This window comes from Actinomadura fulvescens, assembly GCF_039533225.1.
GTDB classification, from domain to species: domain Bacteria; phylum Actinomycetota; class Actinomycetes; order Streptosporangiales; family Streptosporangiaceae; genus Spirillospora; species Spirillospora fulvescens.
This window is the reverse complement of sequence record NZ_BAAATD010000001.1, coordinates 955,221-974,341: the sequence shown is the minus strand read 5'-3', so window position 1 is coordinate 974,341 and position 19,121 is coordinate 955,221. Positions and strand designations below refer to the sequence as shown.

General features: G+C 72.5%; 18 protein-coding genes and 1 riboswitch. Of the genes, 3 read left to right on the top strand and 15 right to left on the bottom strand.

The genetic code is table 11. The features are described 5' to 3' along the window. Positions 1-3: 3 nt before the first annotated feature. From ribH to ABD333_RS04585, 4 genes are read right to left on the bottom strand one after another with little or no spacing between them, the layout of a single operon-like run. Positions 4-516, bottom strand: coding sequence for a 6,7-dimethyl-8-ribityllumazine synthase (ribH, locus tag ABD333_RS04600; protein WP_344537940.1), 513 nt, complete (start codon positions 514-516; stop codon positions 4-6). Further along, complete coding sequence (locus tag ABD333_RS04595; RefSeq protein WP_344537938.1) at positions 513-1,805, bottom strand: bifunctional 3,4-dihydroxy-2-butanone-4-phosphate synthase/GTP cyclohydrolase II; 1,293 nt, start codon at positions 1,803-1,805, stop codon at positions 513-515. The genes ribH and ABD333_RS04595 overlap by 4 nt, the downstream gene beginning before the upstream one ends. After that, on the bottom strand, positions 1,802-2,449 hold the full coding sequence (locus ABD333_RS04590; RefSeq protein WP_344537937.1) for a nicotinamide mononucleotide transporter family protein: 648 nt from the start codon (positions 2,447-2,449) through the stop codon (positions 1,802-1,804). The genes ABD333_RS04595 and ABD333_RS04590 overlap by 4 nt, the downstream gene beginning before the upstream one ends. Then, a complete protein-coding gene (locus ABD333_RS04585) occupies positions 2,446-3,057 on the bottom strand; it encodes a riboflavin synthase (RefSeq protein WP_344537935.1) in 612 nt (203 codons plus the stop codon). The genes ABD333_RS04590 and ABD333_RS04585 overlap by 4 nt, the downstream gene beginning before the upstream one ends. Positions 3,058-3,140: 83 nt before the next feature. After that, positions 3,141-3,271: riboswitch (FMN riboswitch) on the bottom strand. Between the two features lie 236 nt (positions 3,272-3,507). On the opposite strand from ABD333_RS04585, the gene ABD333_RS04580 reads away from it, so the two are divergent. Beyond that, positions 3,508-3,915 carry a DoxX family protein gene (locus ABD333_RS04580; protein ID WP_344537933.1) on the top strand — a complete coding sequence of 136 codons (408 nt, stop codon included), beginning with the start codon at positions 3,508-3,510 and terminating at the stop codon, positions 3,913-3,915. A 51-nt stretch (positions 3,916-3,966) separates the two neighbouring features. On the opposite strand, the gene ABD333_RS04575 is transcribed toward ABD333_RS04580, so the two are convergent. Beyond that, positions 3,967-4,383 (bottom strand): DUF6069 family protein, encoded by a 417-nt coding sequence (locus ABD333_RS04575; RefSeq protein ID WP_344537932.1) that lies wholly within the window; start codon positions 4,381-4,383, stop codon positions 3,967-3,969. Positions 4,384-4,497: 114 nt separating this feature from the next. On the opposite strand from ABD333_RS04575, the gene ABD333_RS04570 reads away from it, so the two are divergent. After that, positions 4,498-4,953: a MarR family winged helix-turn-helix transcriptional regulator gene (locus ABD333_RS04570; protein ID WP_344537930.1), complete on the top strand. Its 456-nt coding sequence runs from the start codon at positions 4,498-4,500 to the stop codon at positions 4,951-4,953. A 25-nt stretch (positions 4,954-4,978) separates the two neighbouring features. On the opposite strand, the gene ABD333_RS04565 is transcribed toward ABD333_RS04570, so the two are convergent. The 8 genes from ABD333_RS04565 to ABD333_RS04530 form a co-directional block, all read right to left on the bottom strand. Continuing rightward, positions 4,979-5,629 (bottom strand): HAD-IA family hydrolase, encoded by a 651-nt coding sequence (locus tag ABD333_RS04565; protein ID WP_344537929.1) that lies wholly within the window; start codon positions 5,627-5,629, stop codon positions 4,979-4,981. Then, the gene (gene rpe, locus ABD333_RS04560; protein WP_344537927.1) at positions 5,626-6,309 is read right to left on the bottom strand and encodes a ribulose-phosphate 3-epimerase; all 684 of its coding nucleotides are present in this window, start codon (positions 6,307-6,309) and stop codon (positions 5,626-5,628) included. Before rpe ends, ABD333_RS04565 begins: the two co-directional genes overlap by 4 nt. Before the next feature lie 12 nt (positions 6,310-6,321). Beyond that, positions 6,322-7,272, bottom strand: a complete 951-nt coding sequence (locus tag ABD333_RS04555; RefSeq protein WP_344537926.1) for a phosphatase PAP2 family protein — start codon at positions 7,270-7,272, stop codon at positions 6,322-6,324. A gap of 107 nt (positions 7,273-7,379) precedes the next feature. Then, positions 7,380-8,798 carry an RsmB/NOP family class I SAM-dependent RNA methyltransferase gene (locus ABD333_RS04550; protein ID WP_344537924.1) on the bottom strand — a complete coding sequence of 473 codons (1,419 nt, stop codon included), beginning with the start codon at positions 8,796-8,798 and terminating at the stop codon, positions 7,380-7,382. After that, positions 8,798-9,724 carry a methionyl-tRNA formyltransferase gene (gene fmt / locus ABD333_RS04545; protein WP_344537922.1) on the bottom strand — a complete coding sequence of 309 codons (927 nt, stop codon included), beginning with the start codon at positions 9,722-9,724 and terminating at the stop codon, positions 8,798-8,800. Before fmt ends, ABD333_RS04550 begins: the two co-directional genes overlap by 1 nt. 2 nt (positions 9,725-9,726) lie before the next feature. After that, positions 9,727-10,272: a peptide deformylase gene (gene def, locus ABD333_RS04540; RefSeq protein ID WP_344537920.1), complete on the bottom strand. Its 546-nt coding sequence runs from the start codon at positions 10,270-10,272 to the stop codon at positions 9,727-9,729. A 61-nt stretch (positions 10,273-10,333) separates the two neighbouring features. Continuing rightward, positions 10,334-12,181 (bottom strand): hypothetical protein, encoded by a 1,848-nt coding sequence (locus tag ABD333_RS04535; protein WP_344537918.1) that lies wholly within the window; start codon positions 12,179-12,181, stop codon positions 10,334-10,336. Between the two features lie 16 nt (positions 12,182-12,197). Beyond that, positions 12,198-14,285: a primosomal protein N' gene (locus tag ABD333_RS04530; protein ID WP_344537916.1), complete on the bottom strand. Its 2,088-nt coding sequence runs from the start codon at positions 14,283-14,285 to the stop codon at positions 12,198-12,200. A gap of 200 nt (positions 14,286-14,485) precedes the next feature. On the opposite strand from ABD333_RS04530, the gene ABD333_RS04525 reads away from it, so the two are divergent. Beyond that, positions 14,486-16,147 (top strand): MFS transporter, encoded by a 1,662-nt coding sequence (locus ABD333_RS04525; protein ID WP_344537914.1) that lies wholly within the window; start codon positions 14,486-14,488, stop codon positions 16,145-16,147. A gap of 267 nt (positions 16,148-16,414) precedes the next feature. Here the strand turns inward: ABD333_RS04525 and metK are convergent, their stop codons facing one another. Continuing rightward, complete coding sequence (metK, locus tag ABD333_RS04520; protein WP_344537913.1) at positions 16,415-17,617, bottom strand: methionine adenosyltransferase; 1,203 nt, start codon at positions 17,615-17,617, stop codon at positions 16,415-16,417. Positions 17,618-17,801: 184 nt separating this feature from the next. Beyond that, positions 17,802-19,007 (bottom strand): bifunctional phosphopantothenoylcysteine decarboxylase/phosphopantothenate--cysteine ligase CoaBC, encoded by a 1,206-nt coding sequence (coaBC, locus tag ABD333_RS04515; RefSeq protein ID WP_344537911.1) that lies wholly within the window; start codon positions 19,005-19,007, stop codon positions 17,802-17,804. Positions 19,008-19,121: the final 114 nt, after the last annotated feature.

Here is a 19,121-nt window from a genome sequence, read left to right as displayed (position 1 = left end):
AGATCAGGAGCTCAGATGCTCCGCGCCATGCCCGGCGTGACCGTGATGCCGCAGACCTCGCAGGGTCAGAGCCGTGTCGAGTGCGGCCACAGTCGCCTCCCATCCCTTGTCTTCATGGCTGTCCGGCAGCCCGCTGCGGTCCAGTGCCTGCTCAATGGTGTCACATGTGAGCACCCCGTTGCCCACCGGAGTCGCCTCGTCGAGCGCGACGCGGGTCACACCGGCCGTGACCGAGTCGCACACATAGTCGAAATGGGCGGTCTCGCCCCGGATCACCGCGCCGAGGACGACGACCGCGTCGAGCTCGCGTGCCAGCTGCTGGGCCACGACCGACAGCTCCAGGGCGCCCGCGACGCGTACCGCGACGGGCTCGGCGACGCCGCACGTCTTGGCGGCGTCCAGCGCGCGTTCCAGCAGCCTGTCGGTGATCTGCCCGTGCCAGCGGGTGCAGGCGATGCCGAGCGTCAGGCCCCCGGCGTCGACGGTACGGTCCTCGGGACGTCCTGCTCCGCTCATATGAGGCCCTCGATCTCGTGTCCGAGACGGTCCCGCTTGACCGTCAGGTAGCGGCGGTTGTGCGCGGTCACCACGACCGGCATGGGCTCGCGCCCCCGGACCTCCAGCCCGAAGCCCGCCAGGCCCCGCATCTTGGCCGGGTTGTTGGTGAGCACCCGGATCGAGCGTACGCCGAGGTCGAGCAGCATCTGGGCGGCATTGGAGTACTCGCGGGCGTCGGCGGGCAGGCCGAGCTCCAGGTTGGCGTCCACGGTGTCGGAGCCGTTGTCCTGCAGCGCGTACGCCCGCAGCTTGGCCAGCAGGCCGATCCCCCGGCCCTCGTGCCCGCGCAGGTAGAGGACGACGCCGCGGCCCTCGGCGCTGATACGTTCCATGGCCGCGTCGAGCTGGGTGCCGCAGTCGCAGCGCTCGGAGTGCAGGACATCGCCGGTGAGGCACTCGGAGTGGGCGCGGATCAGCACGTCCTCGCCGTCGCCCAGGTCGCCGTAGACCATGGCGACGTGCTCGCCGCCGTCGATGGCGCTGGAGAAGCCCACCGCGCGCCACATGCCGAAGCGGTTGGGCAGCCGCGTCTCGACGACCCGCTGGACCATCGACTCGGTGCGCCTGCGATATTCGACGAGCTGCTCGATCGAGACCAGCTTGAGGCCGTGCTCCTTGGCGAACACCTGCAGCTCGGGCAGGCGTGCCATGGTCCCGTCGTCGTTGACCACCTCGGCCAGCACGCCCGACGGGTGCAGGCCGGCCAGCCGGGCGAGGTCGACCGAGGCCTCGGTGTGGCCGCGGCGGCGCAGCACGCCGCCCGGGTGGTAGCGCAGCGGGAAGATGTGGCCGGGCCGGACCAGCTCGTACGGTTCCGTCGCCGAGTCGCACAGCGTACGGATCGTCTTGGCGCGGTCGGCCGCCGAGATCCCCGTGGACACGCCGTCGCGGGCGTCCACGCTGATCGTGTAGGCGGTGCGCATCCGCTCGTTGTTCTGCGCGGTCATGAGGGGGATCTGCAGCCGGTCGAGGTCGGCGCCCTCCATCGGCACGCAGATCACTCCGCTGGTGTAGCGGATGGTGAACGCGAGGAGCTCGGGCGTCGACTTGGCCGCCGCGAAGATGATGTCGCCCTCGTTCTCGCGGTCCTCGTCGTCGACCACCACGACCGGCTTACCGGCCGCGATGTCGGCGATCGCGGCCTCGATCGAGTCGAAGATGCCGTTGTCGCGGGAGGCCTCGCCGGGCGCCTCACCGGCGTCGAGGCCGAGGTCGTTGTCACTGATCACACTGTCGCTGCCGCTCATGCGGTCACCGCCTTGTTCCGTGGGCCCGCCTGCTGCCGGTCCCGGGACTCCCGGAGCCAGTTGCGGAACCCTGCCATCACCATGACGAAGAAGATCCCGTAGACCGCCGCCGAGACGTACAGCCCCGACTTGAGCGCCAGCGGCACCCCGACCAGGTCCACGAGCACCCAGATGATCCAGAAGTCGACCAGGGCGCGGCTCTGGGCGAACGTCGCGACCGCGCTCCCGACGAAGATGTAGGCGTTCGCCCACGGCGACCAGGCGACCTTGAGCCAGTCGAGGTGGATGAACAGCTGCGCGACGACCGTGGTGCCGATCGCCAGCGCGGCGAGCAGGACCAGGCGCTCGGTCGCGGTCGCCCGGCGCACGACGAAGCCGCTGTCGGCGCGCTGCCGCCGCGTCCAGTTGCTCCAGCCGTACGAGGCCAGCACGATGAACAGGACCTGCTTGAAGGCGTTGCCCGGGGCGGCCGCGTGGAGCGAGGCGGCCAGCAGGAGGAGCGCGCCGGTGATCTGCACCGGCCAGGTCCAGATGGTCTTGCGCATGGCGAGCCAGACCACGGCGAGCGAGAGCACGTTGCCGATGAGATCGGTCCAGAGGATGTGCTCGCCGAAGAGCTCGAAGCCCGCGTTCAGCCAGTTCATGCCACGCCGCCAAGCCGCGGGCGCTCGCCGAACATCCGCTCCACGTACTTGGCGACCACGTCGACCTCAAGGTTGACCGGATCGCCGGGCTTCTTGTGGCCGAGCGTGGTGAGCGACAGCGTGGTGGGGATGAGCGCGACGCTGAAGCGGTCGGCGCCCGCCTCGACCACGGTGAGGCTGATGCCGTCGACGGTGATCGAGCCCTTGTCGACCAGGTAGCGGCTCAGGTGGGCGGGCAGCGAGAACGTGACCACGTCCCAGCGCTCGCCCGGCTCCCGGGAGATGATCTCGCCGACGCCGTCGACGTGGCCCTGGACGAGGTGGCCGCCGAGCCGGTCGGCCAGGCGTACGGGGCGTTCGAGGTTGACGCGCGAGCCGGGCTCGAGCGCGCCGAGGCTGGACTTGTCGAGGGTCTCCTGGATGACGTCGGCGGTGAACGACCCGTCCTTCACGTCCACGACGGTGAGACAGACGCCGTTGACGGCGATCGAGGCGCCGTGCACGGCGTCCTCGGTGACGAGCGGGCCGCGGATCGTCAGCGTGACCGAATCCGCGACAGTCTCGATGGACTCGATCTCGCCGAGCTCCTCGACGATGCCGGTGAACATCTCCCGGGCCTCCTCAAATGCCTGTGCATGAGGGCTCCGGGGACGTACGGGAAAGACGGCACACCCCTGCGGACAGGGGCGTGCAGCGCGCTGCCTCCCATCCGGACTCTAACCGTCGGTCCCGGAGTTCCACCGGGTCAACCGGCCGATGGCTTCGGCCGGGTCGCGGACTGTCACCGCCGGTTCGGAATTTCACCGACCCCGGAGCACGCGTTTCACTGCTGCCAACCAGTGTGCCACGTCTCGCATTCCCGGCCGTATGTGAAAATGCCCACGGCCACATGCGGCCAACCAAGCGCTCGTTAGGTTAACGCCAGCCCTCCAGCCCCACCCACCACCATTCAAACGACGAGCTTCGCTCGGCAACTTTGATTCAAGCTTCAACTTCCGGCGTTCAACGATCTTGGAGCCTGGGTACGACGGCCACACGATGATCCTCTGGGAGGCATCATGGACGTCATCGCACTGATCGCCCGCATCCTGTTCGCGGTCGTCTTCCTCGGCTCCGCGGTGGGCCACCTGACGACCGCCGACGCCATGGCGGGCTATGCGGCCAGCAAGAAGCTGCCGCAGCCCAAACTCGCGGTGCAGGCCTCCGGCGTCTACATCGGCGTGGCCGCGGTCATGCTCATCCTGGGCATCTGGCCCGACCTCGCCGCCCTGGCGCTGGCCCTGTTCCTGGTGCTGACGGCGGTTCTCTTCCACGACTTCTGGAGGCAGAGCAACGCCGAGGCACGCCAGATGGAAATGATCCAGTTCAACAAGGACATCTCGCTGGCGGGCGGCGCGCTCGGGTTCTTCGTCCTGTACGCGTCGGACGCCAATCCCGGGCTCAATCTCGTCGGCCCGCTCTTCTGACCGCACGCCAAGCGACGGTGACCCGGCCACGCGCCGGGCCACCGCCCCGCGTCACTTCGTGCCCGTACGCCAGAAGCCTGGGATGAGGACCGCTCCGACCACCAGATGCAACAGAGCGAGGGTGACCTTCGTTCCGTCCGCGGCCTCGACCTGCAGGACCGGCACGAGCGAGAGCACCAGGATGACGGAGGCCACGACCGTCCAGACGACCCGGGCCATCGCCGGGGCGAACCGTTCCAGCACGGCGAGGAAAGCCCAGCCGAGCAGGGCCGGGACCAGCGAGAAGAAGAGCACCTGCCCGGCTCCGAGCTCCATCGCCTCCTTGCCCGGCTGCCGGACGACCAGGTCGTCCTGTCCGAACGCCAGCGCGGCGACCGCCCATACCGCCATCGTCGCGACCACCGTCGCCGCCACCGCGATTCCCCGCGCGCGCACGCGCGCCCCGGTGCCAAGAGTCTCCGTGACCATGCCACACTCCTTGAGGTGGATCATTGTTGAGCATCTCAACCATTGAGGAGCATAAGGGAAATACTTGAGGACCTCAACATTCGACGCCACCAACCGCTGCCTATGATCGAAGGCATGCACGCCACGCCCGACGACCCCGCCCCGATCAGCCATGAGCTCGTGGAGCTCGTCTTCCAGGTCGCCGGGCGGCTGCGCGAAGGCTTCACCCGCGCCGCCGCCGCGCTGGAGCTGCCGCCCGCGCAGGCGCAGGCGCTCATCTCGGTGCACGGTTCCGCCCGCATGCGCGACCTGGCCGAGATCCTCGCCTGCGACGCCTCGAACGTCACCGGCATCGTGGACGGCCTGGAGCAGCGCGGCCTGGTCACGCGCCGGCCCGACCCCGCCGACAGGCGCGTCAAACACCTCGTGCTGACCGAGGAGGGGCAGCGCAGGCGGGCCGCCCTCCTCGCCGAGAACGCCAGCGCGGCCGACGCGGTCTTCGATCTGCCCGAACGCGACCAGGCGGCTCTGCGCGACCTGCTCAAGGCGCTCATGCCGGACGGCTGGCACGGAAGCTGCCCCCGGCTCTGAGATCCGCGGGGCGGGGCCGGGTGGGTCAGGCGGTCGTGGGGAGGAGCAGGCCGGTCTTGGTGGCGGTGACGCCCGCCAGGTCGGGGATCACCAGATCGGCCTCGGCGAGTTCACCGGGCGCGTGGCTCGTGGTGACGGCGATGACCGTGGCACCGGCCTGCTTGCCCGCGCGAATGCCCGCCGGGGCGTCCTCCACCACCACGCAGTCCCCCGCCCGGACGCCCAGCCGATGGGCGGCCAGGAGATAGCCCTCCGGGTCGGGCTTGCCGCGGGTGACCTCGTCGGCGGTCACGACGACCTCGGGCAGCGGCACGCCCGCGACCCGGGTGCGCGCCCTCAGCTGGCCGGTGTCCATCGACGTCACGATGGCCCAGGGCAGGCCGTTCATCGAGTTCAGGAGGGCCGGCACGCCCGGCAGCGCCACCACGCCGCCCTCGGCGAGGAGCTCGGCCTCCAGGCCGTCCAGCCGTTCGGTGGCCGCGCGCACCTCGCCTGGCGACAGGAACTCGGCGATCCGGTCACTGGTCCGGCGGCCGTGCGCGCCGGCGAGGAACTCGTCCGGATCGATGCCGTAGGCGCCCGCCCAGGCACGTGCCGCCCGTTCGATCAGCGGCGTGGAGTCGACCAGCGTCCCGTCGGTGTCGAACAGGACCGCCGCGCACGGGACCGCGGTCACCGCGACCAGGCGGCGCCGGAGGTGGCGTGCTCGGCCTTGCCGCGCAGCGCCCGCACCGCCTCGGCCGGGTCGCCGCTCCCGTAGACGGCGTTGCCCGCGACGAACACGTCCGCGCCCGCGTCGGCGCACCGTTCGATCGTCTCGGCGCTCACGCCGCCGTCCACCTGCAGCCACACCGGCAGGTCACGGCCCTTGATCATCTCTCGGGCGCGGCGCACCTTGGGCAGCACCACGTCGAGGAACCTCTGGCCGCCGAAGCCCGGCTCGACCGTCATCAGCAGCAGCATGTCGATCTCGCCGAGGAGGTCCTCGTAGGGCTCGACCGGGGTGGCCGGGTTGATGCCGAGCCCGGCGCGCGCCCCCGCCGCCCGGATCGTCCGCAGCGTGCGGACCGGCGCCTTGGCGGCCTCGACGTGGATGGTGACGCTGCCGGCCCCGGCCTCGGCGTACTGCGGGGCCCAGCGGTCGGGGTCCTCGATCATGAGATGGCAGTCGAGCGGCAGCGCGCTGTGCTTGAGCAGCGCCTCGACGACCGGCAGGCCGAGCGTCAGGTTGGGCACGAAGTGGTTGTCCATCACGTCGACGTGCACCCAGTCGGCGGCGTCGGCGATGAGCGCGACGTCGTCGGCCAGCTTGGCGAAGTCGGCGGACAGGATGCTGGGTGAGATCTGCGCAGCCATGATCCTCCGAGTCTATTGCGGCAGTTGCGAGAGCTCCTCACCCGGCCGGGTGAGAACGCGGGGGGCACGGGTCGTCAGGCGCAGCCGCACGAACGCCTCCGGGGCGCCCGCCGCCACCCACAGGCCGAGCAGGCCCTGCACGACGAACCCGGCGAGCGGGTCGGTCGTCCCGAGGAAGAGCCCCGCCCCGTAGATCGCCAGCACGCCGGACACGCCGACCGGGATCCGTGCCAGCCGCCGCCACACCTCTCCCCCGGCCTCGAACCAGCCCCGCCACCCCGTCCAGGACAGGCCGGCGAGAATGCCGAAGAGCCCACCGGCCGCGGCCGCTCCCTCGTAGTGCGTCACAGGTTCGGCGGTGCCGCCGGCCTCGACGATCGCCCTGGCCCAGGTGTCGGGCCACTGCCAGCCGCCCAGCGACCGTACGGCCGTCCAGGAGGCCGCCAGGCAGAGCAGCGACACGGCGAGGCTGAGCGCGAGCTGCAGGGCGATCGGCTGGCGTGCCCACCGCGACACCACGAACGGCCCCAGCCAGAACGCGAGGACCACGATCACCCCGCCGATGGCCCAGCCCGCCAGGACCTGCCAGATCGAGTGCACGCCGAGGTGGACGCGGGACAGGCCGATCAGCACCACCATCAGCGCCGCGCCCGCCCACACCAGGGGACGGGGCCACCGGATGCCCAGGAAGCCGTAGAAGACCGCCGCGCTCTGCGCGTGCCCGGACGGCATGCCGAAGGAGTGCCGTGACTCGTGCCCGGTGATCGACGGATCGGTCCAGAACGGGCGCGGCTCGTGGAAGGTCACCTTGAGCACGGTGTTGATCACCGAGCTCGCCGACATGATCACCGCGAGCCGGGCGCCCAGCCGGGCGTCCACGCACCAGAAGACGAGCACCAGCAGCGGCAGGTAGAACACCGCGCTCCCGATGAACGAGATCAGCTGCATGAATCCGGTCAGCACCAAGATCCCCCAACGTCAGGTCCGCGTCCGTCGGATCAACGAGGCTACCCAGGGAGCGAACGTTTATGAGGCGGCCATACCAGGCTTTGCGGCGGGATGACGAAACGTCAGGTCCTGCGGAGCAGGGCCAGGAACATGGCGTCGGTGCCATGCCGGTGCGGCCACAGCTGGGCGTACGGCCCCTCACCGATCCCGTCGAGGCCGGGTGAGACCTCGCGGAGCACCGACGGCGTGTCGAGCCGTTCGACGTCGGCACGGCCGCGCAGGACGTCGTCCACGACGACGCGGGTCTCGGCCAGGTGCGGCGAGCAGGTCACGTAGGCGACCACCCCGCCCGGGCGGACGGACTCCAGCGCGCTCGCCAGCAGCCCGCGCTGGAGCGGGCCGAGCTCGGCCACCGAGCCGGGACCGCGCCGCCAGCGCGCCTCCGGCCGGCGCCGCAGCGCGCCCAGGCCGGTGCAGGGCACGTCGAGGAGGACGCGGTCGAACGAGCCGGGCCGCCACGCCGGAGCGGTGCCGTCGGCGACGATCACCCCGGTGCCGCCGGTCACGGAGCGCTGGACGAGCCCGGCCCGGTGCGGCTGGACGTCGGCGGCCAGCAGCCGGGCGTCGCGGCCGGCGGCGACGGCCGACAGCAGTCCGGCCTTGCCTCCGGGACCGGCGCACAGATCGGCCCAGCGGCCGTCGCGGCCGTCCAGGGGCGCGGCGGCCAGCGCCAGCGCGACGAGCTGGCTCGCCTCGTCCTGCACGGCCGCTCTGCCCTCGCGCACGGCGGGAATGGCCGCCGGGTCGCCCTCGGGCAGCAGCGCGGCATAGGGCGAGTAGGCCGCCGGCTCCGCGCCCGCCTCGTACAGCTCCTCCGGCGTGGCGCGGCCCGGCCGGGCGACGAGCGTCACCTGCGGCCGGGCGTTGTCGGCGGCGAGCAGCGCGTCGATCTCCCCGGAGTCCGGGCCGAGCGCGTCGCGGAGGGCCGAGACGATCCAGCGCGGGTGGCTGTGGGCGATCGACAGCCGTTCGGTCGGGTTGCCGCCCTCGGGCGCGACGATCGTGAGCCAGCCGTCGAGGTCGCGGGTGGCCACCTTGCGCAGCACCGCGTTGGCGAACTTGGCCTGCCCCGGGCCGGAGACCGACCGTGCCAGCTCGACGGCCGTGGCCACCGCGGCGTGCGCGGGAATCCTGGTGGCGAGCAGCTGGTGGGCTCCTAGCCGCAGCACGTCGAGCAGCGGGCCGTCGACGCGGCGCAGCTCACGGTCGCTGCACAGGGCCAGCACGGCGTCGTAGGTGCCACGGCCGCGCAGCGTGCCGTACGTCAGCTCGGTCGCCAGCGCGGCGTCGCGGCCGGTGAGCCCGCGTTCGCGCAGGCGGGTCGGCAGCAGCAGGTTGGCGTACGCGTCGCGGGTCTCCACGGCGCGGATGACGTCGAACGCGGTGCGGCGGACGAGGTCCTCGGGCCGGCCGGTGCGGCGCGGCGTACCGGGCCTGCGGTTCCGGTCGCGGTCACCGCGGCGGTTTCGGGTGGGCGGCATCAGCTGAAACGATCCTCGTCGGTGAGCGGGTGGCCGCGGGTCCAGTCCACGGCGTTCATGCGGCGCTTGCCGGGCGGCTGGAGCTCGCCGAGAACGACCGGATGGGTGCCGGTGCCGACGAGGACCTCCTTCTTGCCCGCGCGCAGCTCGCCGGGCGCCAGCGGCGGCGCGTCCGGCGCGGGCCGGACCGGGCCGAGCTTGACCCGCTCGCCGCGCAGCGTGGTCCAGGCGCCCGGCGCCGGCGTGCACGCGCGGACGAGCCGGTCGACGCGCATCGCGGGCGCGGTCCAGTCGACCCGGGCGTCCTCGGGCGTGAGCTTGGCGGCGTACGAGACGCCCTCCTCGGGCTGCGGCCGGGCCGCGAGAACGCCCGCCTCGATGCCGTTCATGGTGTCGAGGAGCAGCGTGGCGCCCGCGACCGCCAGGCGGCCGAGCAGGTCGCCGGTGGTGTCGGCGGGCAGGATCGGCTCGGTCAGCACGCCGTAGACCGGTCCGGTGTCCAGACCCTCCTCGATCTGGAAGGTGGCCGCGCCGGTGACGTCGTCGCCGTGCAGGATCGCGTGCTGGACCGGAGCGGCGCCGCGCCAGGCGGGCAGCAGCGAGAAGTGCAGGTTGACCCAGCCGTGCCGCGGGATCTCCAGCGCGGCGGGCCGCAGCAGCGCGCCGTACGCCACGACCGGGCAGCAGTCGGGCGCGATGGCCCGCAGCCGGTCGAGGAACGCCGGGTCGCTCGCCTTGGCGGGCTTGAGGACCTCGACCCCGGCCTCCTCGGCGCGCCGCGCCACCGGACTGGCGACCAGCCTGCGGCCGCGCCCGGACGGCGCGTCGGGCCGGGTGACCACGGCGGCCACCTCGTGCCCTGACCCCAGCAGCGCCTCCAGCGACGGCACGGCGGTCTCGGGCGTCCCTGCGAAGACCAGTCTCAACGTCAGAGTGCCTTCCCGAACGTGCGGTGCGGCGACTCCTTGACGACCGGCGCCGGGTCGCCGAACCACTCAGCCTCGCGGATGGCCTTCATCGCGGCCTTGCGCTGCTCGGGGTCCATGCGGTCGATGAAGATGATCCCGTCCAGGTGGTCGGTCTCGTGCTGGACGCAGCGGGCGAGCAGGTCAGTGCCCTCCAGCGTGATCGGCTCACCGTGCATGTTGAAGCCCTTGGCGACCGCGCGGTAGGCGCGGGGCGTGGGGAAGCTCAGCCCGGGCAGGGACAGGCAGCCCTCCTCGCCGTCCTGCTGCTCCTCCGACAGGTCGAGCGTGGGATTGACCACATGGCCGAGCCGGTCGTCGACGTAGTAGGTGAACACCCGCAGGCTCACGCCGAGCTGCGGCGCGGCCAGACCCGCCCCGGGCGCGTCGATCATCGTGTCGGTGAGGTCCTTCACGAGCTGGCGCAGCTCCTTGTCGAAGTCCTTCACCGGCTCGGCCGGGGTGCGAAGCACAGGGTCGCCGAAGAGGCGGATGGGCTTGACGGCCAACGGGGACTCCGTTTCCTGCACGTGCGTTCAGTGGGACCTACCCGACCAGTCTACGGAGACCTCAGGCACCGCCCCGACCCGAGCGGGCCTTGTACGCCGCCTTGCGGGCCGCCTTGGCGACGGCCCGGTCCGGCACGTGGTCGCCCAGGGCCGCAAGCACCTCGGGGGTGTCGGGGTGGTCGCAGCGCCACATCTCGTCGATCATGGCGTCGAGCTCGACCTCGGCGGGCGCGCCTGCCAGGGCGGCGGCCACCGCCTCCGCGGGCTCGGTGGTCTCCAGCATGCCCGCGACCGTGTCGACGAACATCCAGGCGAACTCACGGCGCTCCAGCTCCATCGGCGCGCCGGTCTTCTGGTTGAGCCACACCGCCGCGTACGGGCCCACCAGCGGGTGGTCGGCGGCGTCCCGCACCTGCTGGGCGATCTCCGCGTCCATCCGGTGCAGCACGGCCGCCGCGAGGTTGCGGGCGCCCGGGCCGCCGTTGCGCATGACCTCCAGCAGCTCGGCCGCGGCGGGCTCGGCCTCCCGGCCGGCCAGCCAGCCGGCGATCTCCTCGTCGGCGGTGTCCTGCCGGTGCCAGGCCAGCCCGGCGACCAGGTCCGCGGCGGTGGACTCGGCGAGATCGCCGACCACCGGGGCCACGAAGCCGTCGGCGACCAGCAGCTCGCGTACGGCCCAGACACCGAGCGGCGTGAGCGCGTAGCCGTCACCGGCCACTTCGAGGGCACCCCAGCCTGCGAGATCGGCGAGCTCCCAGTCGAGGGCCTGCCGGGCGGCCGTGGCCACCGCGTGCCCGTCGGAGAGCTCGTACGCCGCCGTGACGTGCTCGATCAGGACGTCGGCCAGGACCTTGGCGGACGAGGGCGCCTCCTGCTCGTACAGGTGGATGAGGACGCCGGTGAGCTCGTTCTGCACCAGCTCGATCGCGTCGAGGCCGTCCTCGCCCTCGTGCTCGGGCACCGCGACCGCGTCGAACAGCCGCAGCCAGAGGCCGAGGACCGTCTCGTCGTCGCCCGCCAGGAGCTCGGGAAGCGAGGGGCCGGCCTCGGCCACGCCGCCGACCGTCTTGAGCACCTCGGCCTCGGTCGCGGCCCACCAGAGCCGGTCGAGCTCGGGCAGGTCGGACTGGTCCTGGACGGGGGCGTCCGGCGCCCGCCGCGGGGTCTCCAGGCCGAGGGCGGCCACGGCCGCCGCGGCGTCGTCGCCGCCGAGGTCGCCGAACTCGGTGACGGGCCGGCCCGCCGCCCACTCGGCGAGCGCGCGGACCTGGGAGGTCAGCGTGGACGCGCGGGCGGCGGCGGCGAGCTCGGCCTCCGGCGCCAGGCGTACGGGCGGCACGACGAGCTCCTCCGCCTGGCGCAGGTACTCCTCGGTGCGGGCGTAGCGTTCGTCCTCGGGCAGAGCCTCGAAGGCCCGCACCCATTCCTCGACCGCGTCCTGGTCGTCGAGGGAGACCCTGTCGGCCACCATCATCGCGGTGATCACCTCCGCGGCGGCCTGCCGTTCGGTGGTGTCGGTCCGCGCGACGAGCTCGGCGAACTCCGGCGCCAGCCGGTCGAGCTCGGCGCGCAGCGCGGCAGCCTGCCCGGCCGGGACCGCACCGGACTCGCCGAGGAACTCCAGCAGCGTGCCGGCGGTCGCCAGGATCGCGGGCACCTCGTCGGCCCCGGCCACGACCTCGTCCGGGAAGACGTCGAGCAGCAGCTCCCTGAGCCGCTCCGGGGTGAGGTCGGCCGGGGCGGTGAGCCGCAGCTCCTCCCTGGCCAGGTCCAGGAGCAGCAACGCTCCCTGCACGTCGACCCGCCGCAGGTCGGCCAGATCGTCTATCGGCCCGTCGTCGGCGTCGGCGCGGCCGTCCGCCCAGCGCTGAAGATCATCGGCAAGGCTCTCCACCCAGTTGTCTGCCACGCGGAAACCCTAGTGCTCAGAGCAGTTCCAGGGGGTCGATCTGGACCCGGACGTACTCGTCGGCCTTGCGCGCGCTGCGCACGCCCTGCGCCTCCTTCAAAGCCTTCGCCAGCGCCGCGCCCGCCGCGCGCGGCACCCGGACGAGCGCGCGCTCCTTCTCCTGCTCGTCGCCGGCGTCGTGCGGCGCGGAGACCGGGACCGGGCCGAGGACCTCGGCCGCCTCGGGCAGCCTGGCGTCGGCCAGCAGGCCGCGGATCGCCGCCGGGGACGCGGTCAGCGACGCCATCCGGACGGCGGGCGGGAAACCGGCGTCGCGCCGTTCCGCCAGCTCCCGTTCGGCGAACGTGACCGGGTCCCATCGGATGAGCGCCTGCACGACGGGGAGCGACCCCTCCGCCGAGACGACCACCGTCCCGGCAGGGCGGACGAGGGCCGCGGCGTTCATCCAGCGGCGCAGCGTCTCCTCGCCCGCGCGGAGGTCCGCCCTGCCGAGCAGCGCCCAGCCGTCCAGGAGGAGGGCTGCGGCGTAGCCCTCCCCCGCGACCGGCTCGGCGCCCGGCGTGGCCACTACGAGCGCTCGCTCCGGCCCGATCCTGTCGAGGACGGCCTCCCTGCCGGAGGTCTTCACCGGCACCCCGGGGAAGGCCCGCCCGAGCTCCTCGGCGGTGCGCTTGGCTCCGACCACGATGGCGCGGATGTGGATGTGCCCGCATTCGGGACATCGCCAGTCTCCGGCTATGTGACCGCACCAGCGGCAGTACGGGGTGGCGTGCGACGACCTCAGGGCGAGCGGGCCCTGGCAGGCGGGGCAGCGCGCCTGCGTACGGCACCGGCCGCACGCCAGGGCCGGGAGATAGCCGCGCCGTGGCACCTGCACGAGCACCGGCCCCGCTTCCAGCGCACGGCGGGCCGCCTGGAACGCCACGTTCGGGAGCCGGGCGCTCCGGGCGGCGGCGTCCTTGGGGAGCTCCGCGTCGTCGCCGACCGGGCCGATGCGCGGCATGACCGCCCGGACGCGCGTGCGGTCGGCGGCGAGCGCGTGCGCCCAGCCCGACTCGACCAGCTGCGTCGCCTCGGTGGTCCGGGTGAAGCCGCCGATGAGCGCCCCGGCGCCGGTACGGTGCGCACGCAGGGCCAGGACCTCGCGCGGATGGGGGTACGGGGCGTGGGGGTCGGGATGCACGTCGTCGCCGTCGTCCCAGAGCACGACCAGGCCGAGGTCGTGGACGGGGGCGAACATCGCGGCGCGGGTGCCGACCACCACCCGCACCTCGCCGCGCAGGATCGCCAGCCAGCGGCGGTACCGCTCTGACGGCTTCAGGTCCGCCGTCAGTGCGACGTGCCGTCCCTCCCCCAGCTCGGCCGTGAGCGCCTCGTCCACCCGCGCCACGTCCCGCCAGTCCGCCACGACGATGAGGCTGCCCCGCCCGCCCGCGAGGGTGACCGCAGCCGCCCGCGCCATCGCGACGGGCCAGCCCGGGCCGGGCAACGCGGTCCACACGGCGCGCGGAGCCCGCCGCTCGGCGAGGGCGGCGAGGAAGGACGGGCCCGCCGGGTAGTCGGCCCAGGGGCCGTCGCCGGCCTCGGCCTCGGCTTCCGGTTCGGGTGCCGAGCGTTCGCCCGGCGGCTCGGCCTCGACCCGGGCGTGCCGGGGCGGGATGGCCAGCCGCAGTACGTCGTAGAGAGAGCCCGCGTAGCGGTCGGCGACCTCACGGGCCAGCGCGGCGATCTCCGGCGTGAGCACCGGCTCCGGAGAGGTGACCCGGTCGAGGAACAGCAGCGTGCCCTCGTGATCGCTCTGCTCCGCCCGTTCGAGCAGGAATCCGTCGACGAGCTGGCCCGCGAACCGCACCCGGACACGGCAGCCCGGGACGGCCTTCTCGGACAGCTCGGCCGGGACCAGGTAGTCGAACGGACGGTCCAGGTGCGGCAGGGCCACGTCCACCGCGATACGGGCGACCGGCGAGGCGTCGGCGGGCTGTCTGGCGCCCTTCTTGGACTGCCGTTTGGGCGCTTTCCCGGCCTTGTCCGGCTTCGCGGGGGCCACCGGGACGAGAGCGTCCAATCCCGGGATGAGCTCCGCCGCTCCGCCGTCGTTCGTCACTCCACCGTCCTACCAGATGAGCGGACCGCCGCTGGCCCACGGCGCCGGAGGCGGCGTTCACAGGTCCTGACAGGCGCGGCCGGGGCACGCCGGTTTGAACTACCACCTCGTTGACGGGATCATTGCCCGATGCCCCCGGCTCCCTTTATGTCCGCCCGACCCGTTCCGGCTCCGTGACCACCGCGGAGACCCCGGCGAGGGTGGACGGCCGAGTTGCCGCCGCGACGCCGCCGCGGCGCGCAAGCCTGCCGTCGCCCACGGGAGGCGGGCCTCGCTGGCGGGAGTGGCTCGATCCCCGGCGCCCCGTGATGGCGGCCACGCTGACGGCCGGGATCCTGCATCTGGTGTGGGGGTTCCACCTGGCCAACAACGGCGGCGACCTCGCCGCGCAGGCCGCGTGGACGACCTTCGCCCGCAAGAACCCGGAGGCCTCGTACAACCTGGCCTGGTACGGCGGCATGCATCCCGCCTCCTACAGCGTCCTGTCCCCCTACCTCATGGGGTGGTTCGGGATCCGCACGGTCGCGGCGGTCACCGGCACGCTGTCGGCCACGTTCACGGCGCTGCTGCTGGTGCGGTTCAAGGCGCCGATGGCGATGGCGGCGGCGGTGTGGGCGGCGTTCGCCATCTCCTGCAACTCGGCGTCCGGGCGGGTGACCTTCGGTCTGGGCCTGCTGTTCGCCCTGGCCGCGGTGTTCCCGGCCTTCTCGCCGCGCGGCACCCCGGCGCTCCGGGCGGGCGCGATGCTGGTCCTCGGCATGGTGGCCACCCTCGCCAGCCCCGTCGCCGGGCTGTTCCTGATGGTGCTGGCGGCGGCGCTCTTCCTGACCGGGCGGCGCAGGGCGGGCCTCATGCTGGCGCTCGGACCGCCGCTCGTCGTGGCCGCCACGTCGGCGCTGTTCCCGTTCTACGGCAAGCAGCCGATCTCCACGACCGCCATCGTGCTGCCGACCCTCGCCAGCGTGGTGGCGGTGACGCTGTGCGCGCCGCGTTCCTGGCGCGTCATCCGGGTCGGCGCGGGCGTCTACCTCCTCGGCATCCTGCTGACGTGGGCGATCCCCTCCCCCATCGGCAGCAACGTCGAACGGCTCGCGCTGCTGTTCGGCGGGATGTTCCTGATCATGGCGGTGGCGCGCACCACGGACCGGCGGCGGCTGGCGGTGCTCTGCGTCGCGTTCATGGTCACCGCCGGCTGGCAGGTGGTGAAGCCGGTCGACGACATCATTCACACCCGCCCCGCAAGCGCGACCGCGCGCCACTCCCCGGGGCTGATCACCGCGCTCGGACGGCTCGGCGCGGCCCAGGGCCGCATCGAGGTCGTCCCGCTGCGCTCCCACTGGGAGGCGTACGGGCTGAGCCGGCATTTCATCCTCGCCCGCGGCTGGAACCGCCAGGTCGACGCCCACCGCAACACGCTGTTCTACGACGAGACCCTGAGCCCCGCCACCTATCACGACTGGCTCCACAAGTGGGCCGTGCAATACGTCGTCCTGCCGGAACGTGAGGTCGACTGGGCCGCCCGGCACGAGGCGGCCCTCGTCCGCAGCGGCCAGCCGTACCTGAGCGAGGTCTGGCGCGACCGGCACTGGCGCGTCTACCGGGTGGCCGACCCCGCGCCCCTCGCCGACGCGCCCGCCACGGTCGAGCGCATCAGCCCTGACCGCATGGTGGTGAAGGTCCCAGGCAAGGCCTCGGTGCTGCTGCGGATCTCTTGGTCGCCGTGGCTGAGCGTGCGCGGGCACCGCAAGGGCTGCCTGGCGCGCGCCGGTGACTTCGTCCGCCTCGACGCACCCGGCCCCGGCCGCTACCACGTCCAGGCCCGCTACGAGCTCCCCCGCGGCACCCCCTGCCCAGACGCCTGACGCCCGCCCTGCACACGATCAGGCTCGCGGGGCACGCCACTGACAGTGGCAACGACGAAGGTCCCGAGGTAGTCCTCGGGACCTTCACGCGGTCGTAGCCGCTCTTCTCGCGCGGTGGAGATCAGCCGTCACGCGGGCGCGTTACCTGAGCTGGAGCGAGCCGCCAGGCGAAGCTTCACGCGAAGATCGCGAAGCGATGCCGTGCCCGCACGCTTTACGGTTCGGGGGTCGAGCCGCCAGGCGAGACCCCCGAGGCCGAAAAGCCAACTAGCTCGCGGCCTTGGCGAGGGCCTCGGCGCGGTCGGTGCGCTCCCAGGAGAAGTCCGGGTCGGGGCGGCCGAAGTGGCCGTACGCGGCGGTCTGGGAGTAGATCGGGCGCAGCAGGTCCAGGTCGCGCACGATGGCGGCCGGGCGCAGGTCGAAGACCTCACGCACCGCGTCCTGGATCTTGGCGACCGGCAGCTTCTCGGTGCCGAAGGTCTCCACGAACACCCCGACCGGGTGAGCCTTGCCGATCGCGTAGGCGACCTGTACCTCGGCGCGGTCGGCCAGCTGCGCGGCGACGATGTTCTTGGCGACCCAGCGCATCGCGTACGCGGCCGACCGGTCGACCTTGGACGGGTCCTTGCCCGAGAACGCGCCGCCGCCGTGGCGGGCCATGCCGCCGTAGGTGTCGACGATGATCTTGCGGCCGGTCAGCCCGGCGTCGCCCATCGGGCCGCCGATCTCGAACCGGCCGGTCGGGTTGACCAGCAGCCGGTAGTCCTCGGCGTCCAGGTCGAACTGGGCGAGAACGGGGTCGACCACGTGCTCCTTGATGTCGGGGGTCAGCAGTTCCTTGAGGTCGATGTCGGGAGCGTGCTGGCTGGAGACCACGACGGTGTCCAGGCGCAGCGCCCGGTCGCCGTCGTACTCGATGGTGACCTGGGTCTTGCCGTCAGGCCGCAGGTAGGGCACCTGACCGGACTTGCGGACCGCCGACAGCCGGTGCGCCAGCTTGTGCGCGATGGTGATCGGCAACGGCATCAGATCGGGCGTCTCGTTGGTCGCGTACCCGAACATCAGGCCCTGGTCGCCCGCGCCCTGCCGGTCGAGGTCGTCGCCCTGCTTGTCGCGGTCCTCGCCCTCACGGGTCTCGTAGGCGTCGTCGACGCCCTGCGCGATGTCGGGCGACTGCGCGCCGATGGACACCGAGACGCCGCACGAGTGGCCGTCGAAGCCCTTCTTGGACGAGTCGTAGCCGATCTCAAGGATCTTCTCCCGGATGACGCCGGGGATGTCGACGTAGGTCTCGGTGGTCACCTCGCCGGCGACGTGTACCTGACCGGTGGTGATCATGGTCTCGACGGCGACCCGGCTCTTGGGGTCGTCCTTGAGCATCGAATCCAGAATCGCGTCACTGATCTGGTCCGCGATCTTGTCCGGATGTCCTTCGGTGACGGACTCGGAGGTGAACAGGCGGCGAGACACGGTACGTGAACTCCTTGCAGCGGCTGCTGACTGATGTCGCAGGGCGGACGGACGTGGTCAACGGCGGCAGGCGACCATGCCCGCGCCAGGTTTGTATTGAGTCTGATACGGCGATGTTCGTTACGGCGGAGTCTAGCGGTCCCGACTCAAGGGCCACTCAATCCTCACCGGAATGGTAGGTATATCACTCGAGCCGGGCGGCCACGAGGTCCCACACCACGTCTGCCAGGGCCTCCTTGGGGCCGCGCGGGACGACGGTGGGATCGCCGTCCACGGCGAGGACCGTCGCGGCGTTGTCGGCCTGGCCGAAGGTGAGACCGTCGCCCACCTGGTTGACGACGAGCAGGTCACAGCCCTTGCGGGCGAGCTTCTCGCGGCCGTTGGCGAGCACGTCGTCGGTCTCGGCGGCGAAGCCGACGATCACCTGGCCGTCCTGGCGGCGCTGGCCGAGCTCGGCCAGAATGTCCGGGTTCTTGGTGAGGCGGATCGGTTCGGGCTCGGCGCCCGGCGTCTTCTTGATCTTCGAGTCCCGGTAGCCGGCCGGCCGGAAGTCGGCCACCGCGGCGGCCATCACGACCGCGTCGGCGGCGCCCCCGGCCTCCAGGACCGCCTTGCGCATCTCCTCCGCCGATCCCACCCGGACGACGTCCGCTCCGGCCGGATCGGGCAGCGCCACGTTCGCGGCCACCAGGGTGACCCTGGCGCCGCGGGCCACGGCCGTGCGGGCCAGCGCGTAGCCCTGGAGCCCGGACGAGCGGTTGCCGATGAAGCGCACCGGGTCGATGGGCTCCCGCGTGCCGCCGGCGGAGACGACCACGTGGCGGCCGGCCAGGTCCTCGTCCGCGCCACCGCGAGCGAGCACGCGCCGCGCCACCTCGAACAGCTCGGCCGGGTCGGGCAACCGCCCCTTGCCGGTGTCCTTGCCGGTGAGCCGCCCGGAGGCGGGCTCGACCACGACGGCGCCCCGGGCGCGCAGCGTCGCCACATTGGCCTGGGTGGCGGGGTGCTCCCACATCTCTGTGTGCATCGCGGGCGCGAACACGACCGGGCAGCGCGCGGTCAGCAGCGTGTTGGTGAGCAGATCGTCGGCGAGCCCGTGGGCCGCCTTGGCGAGCAGGTCGGCCGTCGCCGGGGCGACGAAGACCAGGTCGGCCTCCTGCCCCAGCCGTACGTGCGGGACCTCGTCAACCCCGTGCCACACCTCGGTGGACACGGGGTGGCCCGACAGCGCCGCCCAGGTGGGTTCGCCGACGAACCGCAAGGCGTCCCGCGTCGGCACGACGCGAACGTCATGCCCCGACTCGGTCAGACGCCGCAGAAGCTCGCACACCTTGTACGCGGCGATCCCCGCGCTGACGCCAAGCACAACACGCGGCTTACGCGAGCTCATAGATCATTCCCTACGAAGCCGATACCCGGCGTTCTTTTTCTATCGAAGCCGACGCCCCAGCGTTGCGATCGCGTGCGAAGCCGGTTTCGAGCCTGCGAGAAACCGATCGCGAAG